Origin of the sequence: Rhodococcus sp. RS1C4, from assembly GCF_002258225.1 — a bacterium.
GTDB lineage: Bacteria > Actinomycetota > Actinomycetes > Mycobacteriales > Mycobacteriaceae > Rhodococcoides > Rhodococcoides fascians_E.
Genome location: NZ_NOXZ01000021.1, coordinates 15,824 through 27,627, shown reverse-complemented (window position 1 = coordinate 27,627; position 11,804 = coordinate 15,824). Strand labels below are relative to the sequence as shown.

Genomic DNA, 11,804 nt, shown 5'->3' with positions numbered 1-11,804 from the left:
GCCGCTCGCTCTGTGACGAAGGTCCCACCCGCTAGGTCTGAGAATTCGAGGTTTACACAACCGTTACCCAAGGTCAACCGAACCTCGCCCCTGGCCGGGACTGTGAAGAGAATTCACAGATACAGCCAATTTTTTGAATGAGACCTAACAAAGCGGAAGGCGCGCACAGCCCTGTGGGCTGTGCGCGCCTTCCGCGAATCGTGCTGTACGAGTTCCGGGTAGCTAGACCTTCCAGACCGCCACCATCGAGGGACGGGGCTGGGAATCGCCACCGTCGGGCCAGTGCGACATGGGGTTGTCAGCAGACGCCTCGTCGAACTCACCGGGGTGCTGCACGGCGACGACGACGCGCTCGTCCTGGATGATCGGACCACAGGTCTCACCGCCCGCAGGGACCGTCAGGAACTGCCGGGTCTCGCCGCGGCGATCGCCGTCGAGGACCACCGCGAACAGGCCGTCGTTGGATTCGAGAGCGTTGCCGTCCGTCGAGACCCACAGGTTGCCCTTGGAGTCGAACGCGAGGTTGTCCGGGCAGGAGATCGGGCTGACCTGGCTCTTGTCGAAACCGCCGAAGTAGGTGTCCGCCTCGTTCGGGTCTCCCGCGACGATGAGCAGATTCCACACGAAGGTGGTGCCTGCGTGGTCGTCTTCCAGTTCGAGGACCTGACCGTTCTTGTTCTTGTTGCGCGGGTTCGCTTCGTCGGCAGCGGCTTTGCCCTCGGTGCCGCGGTTGGTGTTGTTGGTCAGCGCCACGTACACCTTGCCGGTGACCGGGTTGGGCTCGAAGTCCTCCGGGCGGTCCATCTTCGTGGCCCCGACCTTGTCGCCTGCCTGGCGGGTGAAGATCGCGACCTCCTCGGCGGACATGCCGTCGACGAGGGACTCTCCTCGTCCGTCCTCACCGGTGCGAAGCAGCGGAATCCACTCACCCTTGCCGGCGAACTTGCCCGACGGCGGAAGGGTTCCGCTGCCGTCGATGGCGTCGGGTGCATCGCCCGTGAGCACGGCGACGTACAGCGTGCCCGCGTCGAGGATGGTTCGATTGTGCCTCATGGCGGCCTGCCCGTTGCCGGACATCATCTTTCGACTGGACACGAACTTGTACATGTAGTCGAATCGCTCGTCGTCACCGCTGTAGGCGACGACCGTGCCGTCGTCGGTGACGTAGATCGTCGCGGCCTCGTGCTTGAAACGGCCCAGAGCGGTGTGCTTGATCGGAGTGGAGTTCGGATCCCACGGATCGACCTCGACGACGTAGCCGAATCGGTTGACCTCGTTGGGTTCCTGCGCGATGTCGAATCGCTTGTCGAAGCGCTCCCACTTGCGATCGCTCGCGGCTCCTTCGATGCCGTAGCGCGCGAGACGCTCGGCGACGACGGGATCGGTGACCGACTCCGCGTTGCCGAAGTACTGGTTGATGTTCTCTTCACCCGAGAGCACCGTCCCCCACGGCGTCAGGCCACCGGAACAGTTGTTGAACGTGCCGAACGCCTTGGTTCCGGTCGGGTCGACGGAGGTCTTGAGGAAATCGCTGCCCGCGGCGGGGCCGGTGATGACGAATTCGGTGGTACCGGTGATACGACGGTTGTACTGGCTGAACGCCGGAGTCAGCTTGCCCGAACCGGACTCACCGTTCACCTGCAGGACCGAAAGGCCATGTGCGGCAAGCGCGATGTCGAACTGCTCGCGCGTCGGGTTCTCCTCGTCGTATCCCTTGAACAGAAACGGCTCGGTGGTGTACTCGTGGTTGACCACCAGCAAGTACGCGTTCGGGGTTCCCTCGATGGGTAGCAGACCCGCGAAGTCGTTGTTGAAACCGAACTGCATGGCCTGTGCGGCTGCGGTCTGGTTGTCGAAGTCGAACTCCGGCGCACCCTCGAGCACAGGGTCGCCCCACCGAATGATGATGCCCTGCTCGTACCCCTCGGGGACGACGACGGCGTCTTCGGTGTTGGGCGCGACAGCGGTGAAGTCGACGCCGTCGACGGGCGGGGTGTCCGTCGCCCCGGCAGAACCGGTAGCTGCAGGCTCGTCCGTGCTGCAGGCAGCGAGAACACCACCGGCACCGACCGCGACGACGGCCATCGCGCCGCCGCGCAGCACTCCACGCCTCGACATCGCCGTCTTGACGATGTCGCCGAAGTACTGGCCCTTCGACGTGTTCGGGACCTCGTGGAAGCACGCGTCTCCGCACTTGTACTTGCACGTCAGGTTCGATCGCGAGGAACTGCCGTCATGAACCGAGAGAATTGGGAGAAGCTTCATGAACGGGGAGAGTGTCAGTCAAAAGCGAAGGTAAAGGAACGTGATGGTGAAGTCACGACCAACGAGCCTTACCTAACTTCCATTCGCACAGGGCTACAGAACCTGGGACAGGAACTGCTTGAGACGATCGGTGTGCGGATCGTCGAACAGCTGATCAGGAGTTCCGGTTTCGACGGCACTGCCGTGGTCCATGAACAGAACCTTGTTGGACACCGAACGGGCGAAGCCCATCTCGTGCGTCACGACGACCATGGTCATGCCGCCGGACGCGAGGTCGGACATCAGGGCGAGGACGCCCTTGACCAGCTCCGGGTCCAATGCGGAGGTCGCCTCGTCGAAGAACATGACCTCCGGCTTCATGGCCAGAGCTCGGGCGATCGCCACACGCTGCTGCTGGCCTCCGGAAAGGTTGCCGGGGCGCGAATCGGCCTTCGCGGACAGTCCGACGAGCTCGAGCTGTTCGAGCGCCGCGGCCCGTGCCGCGTCCTTCGACAGGCCTTTCAGCTTGCGGGGCGCGAGTGCGATGTTCTCGGCAACGGTCTTGTGCGGGAACAGGTTGAAGTGCTGGAAGACCATGCCGATCCGTTGACGGAGGTCGTCCGGATTGTCCTTCAGTACCGACTTGCCGGCGAGCAGGATGTCGCCCTGGTCCGGCTCGTGCAGACGGTTGAGTGCACGCAGCAGCGTGGACTTTCCGGAACCGGACGGGCCGATGACCGTCGTGGTCTTGCCTGCGTCGACATGGATGTTGACTCCGCGCAGCACCTTGTTGGTACCGAACGCGAGGTGAATATCGGTGCCGGTCAATGAAACCGAAGACATGACTACCTCTCCACCGCGATGATCTTTTCCACCGGATCCAACGTTCCCGATGTGTCGGCCTTGCCCGATCGCAGCCGCTTGTCGATGAAGTTGACCAGGTGGGTCAGCGGAATCGTCAGGAACAGATAGAACACGCCTGCCGCGAGCAACGGTGACAGGTTGCCGGTCTGCGCGGCGGTGTCCTGACCGACTCGGAACAACTCACGTTGCGACGCGAGCAAGCCGAGGAAGTAGATCAGCGAACTGTCCTTGATCAGCGAGATGAACTGATTGACGATCGCGGGCAGGACGCGGCGGATGCCTTGGGGAACCACGACGAGCGTCATCGATTTCCGGTAGCTGAAGCCCAGAGCCCGTGACGCCTCGAGCTGACCGGAATCGACGCTCTGAATGCCGGAGCGGAAGATCTCGCCGAAGTACGCCGCCGCCATGAGCGACAGCGCCAGGATGCCGAGCGGAAACGGGCTGCGGCTGCCGGTGTACTCGGTCAGCGTCGGCCCGAATCCGAGGCCTATGAGAAGAATGACGACCGCCGCGGGCAAGCCACGGAAGATGTCCGTGTACACCCGCGCCGGCCACCGGAGCCAGCGGGTGCGGGAGATACCCGCCACCGCCAGCCCGAGCCCGATCACCGTACCGATGACCCCCGACGACGCCGCCAAGATGAGGGTGTTCGGCAATCCGACGGTGATCAGTTTGGGAACGGTGTCCCAGATGAGTTCCCAGTCGAAGAACGTGTCGTACAGATTCGACAGTGTGCTCATGTTCTAGTTCGCCGGAGGGGTGGATGCCTTGCTGCCCGGCTTCCAGTCCGCCGGAACCTCGCGGTCCGGGTACCACTCCTTCTCGAGGGTGCTCCAGGTACCGTCCGCCACCACAGCGTCGAGGCCGGAGTTCAGCGCGTCGATGAGAGGCTGGTTGTCCTTCGCGACAGCGAACGCCGTGAAGTTGGTGGTGTTGATCGTCTTCTCCAGGATGGCGACGCCGTCCTCGGCCTTCACCTGGCCCGAAGCCTGCTGCGACGGAGCGACCCACGCGTCGATCTGGCCGGACTTCACGTTCGCGTACGCAGTGTTGTAGTCCGGGAAGCGAACCGGCTCGATGCCGAGGGTGTTGGTGACGTAGTCGTCCTGAACCGTGCCCTGCACGACACCGATGCGCTGCTGGTCGTCCAGCTCGGCGATGGTCTTGACCGCGTAGTCGTTCTTCGCGACGAGCGCCATTTCACCGAAGTCGTAACCGTTGGTGAACCCGACGGTGTTGCGGCGGGCGTCCGTCGTCGAGATCGACGAGGATCCGGCGTCGTACACCTTGTTGTTGACCGCTGCGAGCAGCGAGGAGAACTCGGTGGCGGAGAACTCGACGGTCAGGTCGAGCTTCGCAGCAACGGCCTTCAGCAGCTCGTTGTCGAAGCCGGTGAAGTTGCCTGCCTCGTCGATGAAGATGTTCGGCGGGGCGTCGGACAGCGTGCCGACGTACAGCGTTCCCGGCTTGATGAGGCCGAGGTTCGCGGTGTCGATCTGATCGAGCGGTGTCACGTCCTCGGTGGTGTACTTGTCGAGGGACTGCTGGTCGGAACCGGCGAGTGCGTTCTCCCCTGTCCCGCCCGAGCTGTTGTCGCCCCCGCAGGCTGCCGCCCCGAGCGTGAGTGCGAGCGCCGCAGCGACAGCCGCGATGGCGCGGCCTCGTAAACGTCGACTGGTCAAGAGAGAACTCCTCGGTGCATGGTTTCGATGACCACTGAGGCTAACGTGCCTGAGCTGGTGATCGGTACCCGGATTGCGAACGTGTTAACCAACTCGCATCGTCGGCGTTGTATTCCGCCCGTCGCCATGACATTCGTCATCGTCGATCCGTGACGTTGTAACAAGAACCGGTGACCGCGCGCACTGCCCCGACGCGAGCAGGTCCGGAAGGCTTCGGAGTCATGAGGAAGTTGACGCCGTTGCGGCCGTGGCAGGTACTGAACAGGTACCTGTACGAGCTCGACCTCGCCGGGACTCGGTTCACGGTCGAGGTCGACATCGCCGACGGCGACACGGCTCAGCTCTACGCGGACGGGCGGCTCGTATCGACGCAGGACCTGCCCGCGTCGTTCGCTGTCGCCGACGGCCGAATCGACGTCGCCGCGTCGCTCTACGGCGTCACCCGGGTCCATTTCTCGAGACGCGACGGCGTCGGGCGCAGGCTCACGCCGGTGCGAGGGACGCTCGAAGACCGTCGCCGACGCCTGGGCGAGCGTCACCCGGTTGTCAGCAGGGTCATCGGGTGGGTGGCGATCGTTCTTCTGATCGTCAACTTGGTTCTGGCGGTTCCGTTCGCGCTGGAGATCGCGACCGGAATCCCGGCGGTGGCCGAACGCTTCGGAACGTTCGTCTCGCCGATTCAATTACCGGTGTGGGCGAACACGGTCTTGTTGTTCGCCGGGATCGTCGCCGCGATGGAACGCGCATTGACGCTGCGGCACAACAAGATTCTCGACATGGAAACGATATGGACATCGATGTGAACGAAGGAAACGGAGAAGACATGACTGCACCCGACCTGATCTCGATCGAGGATTTCTTCGGCGCGCCCGAGCGCACCGGGGCGTCGATCTCCCCCGACGGCAGCAGGATCGCCTACCTCGCGCCGTGGCGCAACCGTTTGAACGTGTGGATCCAAGACCTCGAGGAAGGCTCCGAAGCGCGCTGTGTCACCGCCGACGATGTCCGAAGTGTGCTCGACTATCGGTGGACGGATGATCCTCGCTGGCTTCTGTACCTTCAGGATTCCGGTGGAGACGAGAACCACCACGTCTTTCGCGTCGACCTGCACGACCCGGAGGCCGACGCCGTCGACCTGACCCCGTTCCCCGGATCGCGGGTGTACTCGTTGGAACAGTCCCGCGACAAGGACGGCGTGTTCACCCTCGCCATGAACGCGCGGAGCCTCGCCGAGTTCGATCTGTACGAATTGGTGATCGCCACAGGAGAATTGACGGTCATCGGCGAGAGCCCCGGACCGGGGACGGGCTGGAGTGCAGGCGTCGGAGGCGACCTCCTGCTGTCCGAGTTCACCGATCAGGGCCACATGAAGGTTTCCCGTCGCCGCGCGGGATCCGACGATGTCACCCACGTAACGACCTTCGACGGGTCCGATTATCCGTACGGCGTGACGCTGACGCACCCGACAGCCGACGGCACGGGAGTGTTGATCGACTCCGTGACGAACAGTGATCTGACGGTGCTCGCGCGCATCGACCTGGAGACGGGCGAGGAGACCGTCGTCGACAGTCATCCGAGCATGGAGCTGGATGCGTCTCGGCGTGCTGTCGAACAGAGTGGCTCGCCGCTGATCTTCAGCAGGTCGACGGGTGAGCTCATCGGCGTGCGGTACCTCGGCGAGCGCCAGGTGATTCACGCTGTGGATGCGGACTTCGCCGAGGTCCTGAAGAACCTGGAGGCATTGTCCGACGGTGACGTGGGAGCCCTGTCCTCCGATGATTCCGGCAAGAAATGGGTGGTCGGTTTCACCCACGACCGTGACCCCAACGTCACGTATTTCTACGACCACGAGACGGGTGAGAGCCGGATGCTGTTCCGGCCGTATCCGCACCTCGATCCGCGTGACATGGCGGTCATGACACCGGTGACGATCGAGGCCCGCGACGGACTGCCTCTGCCGTCGTACCTCACGCTTCCCGTGGGTGTCGAACCGGCCAACTTGCCGATGGTCGTTCTCGTGCACGGTGGACCGTGGTACCGAGACGCGTGGAGGTACACGCCGGGTGTGCAGTTTCTCGCCAATCGCGGATATGCCGTGCTGCAGATCAACTTTCGTGGATCGACGGGATACGGCAAAGCCCACACTCAGGCCGCGATCGGTGAATTCGCGGGCAAGATGCACACCGATCTCGTCGACGGCGTGGAATGGGCTGTGGCCCAGGGTTACGCCGATCGTGACCGCGTCGCCATCATGGGCGGGTCCTACGGCGGGTACGCGGCCCTCGTGGGCGCCACGTTCACGCCGGAGGTGTTCGCGGCATCGATCGACTACGTCGGGGTCTCCGACCTCGCCAACTTCATGCGTACACAACCGGCGTTCGCACGGCCGGGCCTGGTCAACAACTGGTACCGGTACGTCGGCGACCCCGCGATCCCGGAGCAGGAAGCGGACATGCTTGCTCGGTCACCGATTTCTCGGCTCGACGACGTCACCCGCCCGCTCATGATCGCCCAGGGCGCCAACGACGCCCGCGTGGTCAAGGCCGAATCGGACAACGTCGTCGAGCGGCTTCGAGCGAGGGGCGTCGAGGTCGACTACCTGGTCTTCGACGACGAAGGGCACGGCTTCGTCAATCCGGAGAACAACATCACGTTCTACCGTGCGGTCGAGAAGTTCCTCGCCGAACACCTAGGCGGGCGGGCGAAGTAGCCGACGGGCCCGGAGAACGGTGTCGTGGGTGTGATGCGCCCCCGCGGGCGGCGCAGTCGATCGAGGTCGCGTCTCGTCGACCTCGATCGTCCACGACTCGTCCAGGAGCTCAGCGATGCCGTGTGGTTCGAAGAAGTCCGACGGCTTGATCCCGTTCCACTCCTGGTCGGCACCCACGTCGTGATTCACGACGAGGAGAGTCCCGCCCGGCGCGACGGCGTCGGCGATCGCGCGAGCCGCGGCGGGATTCGCCTTGGGGATCGCGAAGTAATGCAATGTCACCAGGTCGAATGCCGCGGCCGCCGGTGCCTCGGCCACGTAGTCCGCGTGGACGAAGGTGATGTCCCCGGTGCCCTCCGCGCGCTCGGCGGCGCGAGCGAGAGCAACGGAGGAGATGTCCGACGCCGTGACGGTCCATCCTTTCGACGCCAGCCATCTCGCATCGTCGCCCTGCCCGCAGCCGATGTCCAGCGCACGCCCGGACGTCAGATCCGCGACCTGCTGCACGAGAACCGGATTGGGATTGCCGCTCCAACCTGAGCCGCTGCCCGAGTGCATGTCGTCCCAGAACTTCTCGTCCATGATCATCGGCCGATCACCTCGAATCCGTGACGAGCACTGCCGAGCACGATCTCGCAGACCTCCGCCTCGGAACTTGCCGAGAACACATCCATTTCCGTCATGAGACCAACATGCCCCACCTGCGGGATTTCGGCAATCAGCTTTGCCGAAATGGCAAAATTGTCGATGAAGGGCTCTAGCCGTCGTTCGCGGATTTCCGCCAGGCGATGGCCTCTTTCAGCTCGGTCAGGTCGTAGTCGGGACCACTGGTTCCGACGGTGAACAACGTGGCCCCGGCGTCGACGAAGCCCTGAGCCTTGTCCGCGCCCGGCCAGGCGACGGACCTGGCGATCGAGCTGACGTCGCGCCCGACGGTGTCGCCGTGCTCGGCGAGGATCCCGGACTTGCGCTTCAACTCGTCGAGATCGGCGAAGCTGTGCCAGATGTGTGCGTACTGAGCGACGAGCTTGAGGGTCTTCTTCTCACCGCCGCCGCCGATGAGGATGGGGATGTCGCGCGTCGGCGCCGGGTTGCCGGCCTTCAAACGATCGACGATGCGCGGCAGGTACTCGGCGAGGAGCTTCAGCCGTGAACCCGGTGTGCCGAACTCGTAACCGAAGTTGTCGTAGTCCTTCTGATTCCACCCGGCGCCGATGCCGAGGATAAGCCGACCTCCACTGATGTGGTCGACGGTGCGAGCCATATCGGCGAGCAGATCCGGGTTGCGGTAGCCGCCGCCGGTGACGAGGGCGCCGATCTCCACGTTCGACGTCTGCTCGGCCCACGCGCCGAGCATGGTCCAGCACTCGAAATGCTCGCCGTCGAGGTCGCCGTACAGCGGATAGAAGTGGTCCCAGTTGAAGACGATGTCGACGCCTGCGTCCTCGGAACGGAGAACCGCGTCGCGGATGAGCTGGTAGTCGGGAGCGTGCTGGGGCTGAAGCTGAACGCCGATTTTCACAGTCATGACCTCCAGTATGCGCGCTATCCGATGCTGACGCCGCAGTCCAGCATCGTCGCGCGCAGCACGAACCCGGCTTCCTGGCCGATGATCTCGCCGACCAAAGTGATGAACAGATCCACGAATTCTCCACCGTGCGAGGAGTTCTCGGCGCGATCGAAGTGATGCGCCAGCTCGTGCAGAACCACCAGTTCACGCAGCGCCCACGCCTCGTTCCGGCGGTGAAGCGGAACGGCGATGGTCTGAGTGTCCGGTTCGTAGTGCGACGCCCCGGTGCCGGACCGCTCACGAACATGTACGACGCCGTCCGCATGCGGCCACCGGGCCTGCACCCAGTTCATCGCCAGAACCGCATCGACATACCTCTGCACGGACTCGATCGACGCGAACTTCCGCTCCACCGGCAGCGTGATGGTGGAGCCGTGGATCTCCACGGACCGCACAGTGTGTTCCTCGGCGCGATCGAACATGCGCCGGACCATCGTCTCCGCCTCGTACACCTTGGAACGCTGCGAGTCCCTCGTCTTCACCGGCGCGATCATAATGCCGCCCACCGACCGTTCACGTCCGGTTCCGGCGGATTCACCTCTGCGGGTGGGTGCGCTCGCTGTACTCCAGGGCAACGCCGATCCAGTAGTCCAGACCGTCACCGGCCACACCGTCGGAGTCGACGGTGATCCAGCCGTTGCCCATGTCGCGATCTCCCATGACCGCGGCTCGTGCTCCTCGTCGAGAAACCAGTTCTTCCGTCTGCGCGGGATCGGTTTTGACGAGCAGTTCGCCGTCGAAGTGGGCACCGACGGCGATCTTGCCGCGGACCATGAACTGCAGTCCGCCGAACATTTTCTTCTCCACGACGGACGGCTCGTCGACGAGTGCTTCGCGGATCCGATCCGCCAATCCCGCGTCGTACGCCATGGACGGATACTAGGACGCGGGAGGCGCCCCGTCGATGTATAGTCCGCTATACGTATAGCTTCCTATACATCGGAGGATGGACATGACCCGTCGTTGGTTCTACTCCGGATCGACCGGGCTTGCTGCAGCCCTGCTCGTCGCCGCAGCGGCCTGGCTCCTGTCCCCGGTCGCGCCGGGGCTGTCCGCGATGGTCTTCGGACTGTGTGCGCTCCCGGCGTGTGGCGCACTCGGATGGTTGTTCTGGGTGGCGCCGGTGACGATTCCGAAACAGGGACCGTCCGAGGGCGACGTCGAATCCGCTTGGCTCAGTGCAGCATTGAGTGGAACAGCTACCGATCTGATCATCGTGATCGGCCTCGGCCTCGCGGCAGTGTCCATCGGTCGAATCGATGTCCCGGCAGCGACACTGTTGATCGGACTGCTGCTCGTCGCCCTCGCATCGTGCACGACACGCTACGCGATCGAGCGCCGACGAACCCTCGCGTGAGATGAAGAACGACGTTCGACGACGACGACTCCAACTCGGTTGGTCCCAAGCAGATCTCGCCGACCGCATCGGCGTCACACGGCTCACCGTCATCTCGATCGAGAAGGAACGCTACGACCCGAGCCTGCCCGTCGCATTCCAGCTAGCCGCGGTCTTCCGATGCCGAATCGAGGACATCTTCGACCCGCAATGACGCCGGACCGGACCTACGGGCGAATGCGAAGAACTCGAATCTTCTCGGCGTCGTCCAGCTCGAGATGGAACCGCAAAGTGACGGGACTGCCCGGGAAATCACCTGCGATCTCCGCCTTCACGTCATGACCGTCCCCGGACACCGTCGGCGTCCGGGGACGATAGGTGACGTCGGGAACCTCGGTCCGCCACGCGCGAATCTCGTCGATGCCGTGGTGCTCCCGGCCCTCGTCCTCGACAACGGCGTCGGGACGGAACTGAGCAAAGTACGCCTCCAGATCGGAATCGGCGGCGAGTTCGAAATACCTGTCGATGAATGTCATGACGGACAGGCTCCACCCTCCCCCACCGGGAGAGTCGACCCCAGGCAGGATGTGGGCATGAACGGCCTGCTCACCATCGGTGAGTTCTCCCGCATCACCCATCTGTCGGTGAAGACGCTTCGTCGCTATCACGAATCCGGCATGCTCGAACCCGCCGAGGTCGACGCCCACTCCGGTTATCGCTATTACACGACGGCGCAGGTGCCGACGGCTCAGATCATCCGCCGGTTTCGCAGTTTCGACATGCCGGAGCGCGAGGTGCGGGCGATCGTCACCACCGCGGACCCGACGCAGAGGGCCGGGCTGATTCTGGGGCATCTGGAACGGCTCGAACGTCAGGTGAAGGAAGCGGAGTCGTCGATCAGCGCGATGAAGAGGCTCCTCCGACCGACCGGGGCTTCCGTGGAGGTCACGCGTCTCGTCACCGAAAAGGTCACGGTCGCCGCGATATCCGGCGAGGTGGACTCGTCGACCATGCTCGAGTGGTATTCCGACGCCATGGCCGAGCTCGACGCGGTGGTCTCCCCCGACGGCAGTCCTGGCGGGTTGTACGACAACGACCTGTTCACCGACGGCCGGGGAACGATGACGGTGTACCTGCCCACGACCGATGCACCTCGGCTGGGGCGGGTGCAACCGCTGACGATCGGTGGAACGGAGCTGGCGACGACGGTGCACCACGGCAGCCACGACGACATCGATGTCACCTACGGTGCGCTCGGGGTGTACGTCGAATCGAACGGCCTCGCTATCGCCGGGCCGGTGCACGAGATCTATCACGTCGGACCACGCGACACTGCCGACCCGAGTCGATGGCGAACCGAGATCGGCTGGCCGGTTTTCGGAACGTAGCCGACGG

Annotated in this window: 12 protein-coding genes and 1 pseudogene; 5 read left to right on the top strand and 8 right to left on the bottom strand. The window is 64.0% G+C overall.

All coding sequences use genetic code 11. The annotated features are described in order from the left end of the window. Positions 1-222: 222 nt before the first annotated feature. The 3 genes and pseudogenes from CH289_RS08855 to CH289_RS28700 form a co-directional block, all read right to left on the bottom strand. Complete coding sequence (locus CH289_RS08855) at positions 223-2,265, bottom strand: PhoX family protein (protein ID WP_019665109.1); 2,043 nt, start codon at positions 2,263-2,265, stop codon at positions 223-225. Between the two features lie 93 nt (positions 2,266-2,358). Next, the gene (locus CH289_RS08850; protein WP_037183875.1) at positions 2,359-3,087 is read right to left on the bottom strand and encodes an amino acid ABC transporter ATP-binding protein; all 729 of its coding nucleotides are present in this window, start codon (positions 3,085-3,087) and stop codon (positions 2,359-2,361) included. A gap of 2 nt (positions 3,088-3,089) precedes the next feature. After that, a pseudogene (locus CH289_RS28700) lies at positions 3,090-4,793 on the bottom strand (ABC transporter substrate-binding protein/permease). 221 nt (positions 4,794-5,014) lie between these two features. Between CH289_RS28700 and CH289_RS08835 the strand changes: the two are divergent. After that, positions 5,015-5,596: a hypothetical protein gene (locus CH289_RS08835; RefSeq protein ID WP_094709348.1), complete on the top strand. Its 582-nt coding sequence runs from the start codon at positions 5,015-5,017 to the stop codon at positions 5,594-5,596. 20 nt (positions 5,597-5,616) lie between these two features. Further along, entirely contained in the window at positions 5,617-7,503 is a 1,887-nt protein-coding gene (locus CH289_RS08830; protein ID WP_256977089.1) for an alpha/beta hydrolase family protein, read from the top strand. On the opposite strand, the gene CH289_RS08825 is transcribed toward CH289_RS08830, so the two are convergent. The 4 genes from CH289_RS08825 to CH289_RS08810 all read right to left on the bottom strand — a co-directional run bounded on the left by CH289_RS08825 (position 7,483) and on the right by CH289_RS08810 (position 9,943). After that, positions 7,483-8,091, bottom strand: a complete 609-nt coding sequence (locus tag CH289_RS08825) for a class I SAM-dependent methyltransferase (protein WP_094727782.1) — start codon at positions 8,089-8,091, stop codon at positions 7,483-7,485. The genes CH289_RS08830 and CH289_RS08825 overlap by 21 nt on opposite strands. A 169-nt stretch (positions 8,092-8,260) precedes the next feature. Beyond that, complete coding sequence (locus CH289_RS08820) at positions 8,261-9,031, bottom strand: LLM class F420-dependent oxidoreductase (protein WP_094727781.1); 771 nt, start codon at positions 9,029-9,031, stop codon at positions 8,261-8,263. 17 nt (positions 9,032-9,048) lie between these two features. Then, entirely contained in the window at positions 9,049-9,567 is a 519-nt protein-coding gene (locus tag CH289_RS08815) for a TIGR04338 family metallohydrolase (RefSeq protein ID WP_094627647.1), read from the bottom strand. Positions 9,568-9,607: 40 nt separating this feature from the next. Then, positions 9,608-9,943 carry a TfoX/Sxy family protein gene (locus tag CH289_RS08810; RefSeq protein WP_094727780.1) on the bottom strand — a complete coding sequence of 112 codons (336 nt, stop codon included), beginning with the start codon at positions 9,941-9,943 and terminating at the stop codon, positions 9,608-9,610. Positions 9,944-10,025: 82 nt separating this feature from the next. Between CH289_RS08810 and CH289_RS08805 the strand changes: the two genes are divergently transcribed. Then, positions 10,026-10,430 (top strand): hypothetical protein, encoded by a 405-nt coding sequence (locus tag CH289_RS08805; RefSeq protein WP_256977088.1) that lies wholly within the window; start codon positions 10,026-10,028, stop codon positions 10,428-10,430. A gap of 1 nt (position 10,431) precedes the next feature. Beyond that, positions 10,432-10,623, top strand: a complete 192-nt coding sequence (locus CH289_RS08800; protein ID WP_033189486.1) for a helix-turn-helix transcriptional regulator — start codon at positions 10,432-10,434, stop codon at positions 10,621-10,623. Positions 10,624-10,636: 13 nt separating this feature from the next. Here CH289_RS08800 and CH289_RS08795 read toward each other — a convergent pair whose 3' ends face one another. Next, positions 10,637-10,945 (bottom strand): nuclear transport factor 2 family protein, encoded by a 309-nt coding sequence (locus CH289_RS08795; RefSeq protein ID WP_094727778.1) that lies wholly within the window; start codon positions 10,943-10,945, stop codon positions 10,637-10,639. Positions 10,946-11,002: 57 nt separating this feature from the next. On the opposite strand from CH289_RS08795, the gene CH289_RS08790 reads away from it, so the two are divergent. Further along, entirely contained in the window at positions 11,003-11,797 is a 795-nt protein-coding gene (locus tag CH289_RS08790) for a MerR family transcriptional regulator (RefSeq protein WP_094727777.1), read from the top strand. The last annotated feature ends 7 nt before the right edge of the window (positions 11,798-11,804 follow it).

Excerpts from the sequence above, each read along its gene's own strand:
- CH289_RS08815 (WP_094627647.1), bottom strand. The coding sequence starts at position 9,567 with ATGATCGCGCCGGTGAAGACGAGGGACTCGCAGCGTTCCAAGGTGTAC.
- CH289_RS08790 (WP_094727777.1), top strand. The coding sequence starts at position 11,003 with ATGAACGGCCTGCTCACCATCGGTGAGTTCTCCCGCATCACCCATCTG.
- CH289_RS08795 (WP_094727778.1), bottom strand. The coding sequence starts at position 10,945 with ATGACATTCATCGACAGGTATTTCGAACTCGCCGCCGATTCCGATCTG.
- CH289_RS08850 (WP_037183875.1), bottom strand. The coding sequence starts at position 3,087 with ATGTCTTCGGTTTCATTGACCGGCACCGATATTCACCTCGCGTTCGGT.
- CH289_RS08835 (WP_094709348.1), top strand. The coding sequence starts at position 5,015 with ATGAGGAAGTTGACGCCGTTGCGGCCGTGGCAGGTACTGAACAGGTAC.
- CH289_RS08800 (WP_033189486.1), top strand. The coding sequence starts at position 10,432 with ATGAAGAACGACGTTCGACGACGACGACTCCAACTCGGTTGGTCCCAA.
- CH289_RS08825 (WP_094727782.1), bottom strand. The coding sequence starts at position 8,091 with ATGATCATGGACGAGAAGTTCTGGGACGACATGCACTCGGGCAGCGGC.
- CH289_RS08830 (WP_256977089.1), top strand. The coding sequence starts at position 5,617 with ATGACTGCACCCGACCTGATCTCGATCGAGGATTTCTTCGGCGCGCCC.
- CH289_RS08805 (WP_256977088.1), top strand. The coding sequence starts at position 10,026 with ATGACCCGTCGTTGGTTCTACTCCGGATCGACCGGGCTTGCTGCAGCC.
- CH289_RS08820 (WP_094727781.1), bottom strand. The coding sequence starts at position 9,031 with ATGACTGTGAAAATCGGCGTTCAGCTTCAGCCCCAGCACGCTCCCGAC.
- CH289_RS08810 (WP_094727780.1), bottom strand. The coding sequence starts at position 9,943 with ATGGCGTACGACGCGGGATTGGCGGATCGGATCCGCGAAGCACTCGTC.
- CH289_RS08855 (WP_019665109.1), bottom strand. The coding sequence starts at position 2,265 with ATGAAGCTTCTCCCAATTCTCTCGGTTCATGACGGCAGTTCCTCGCGA.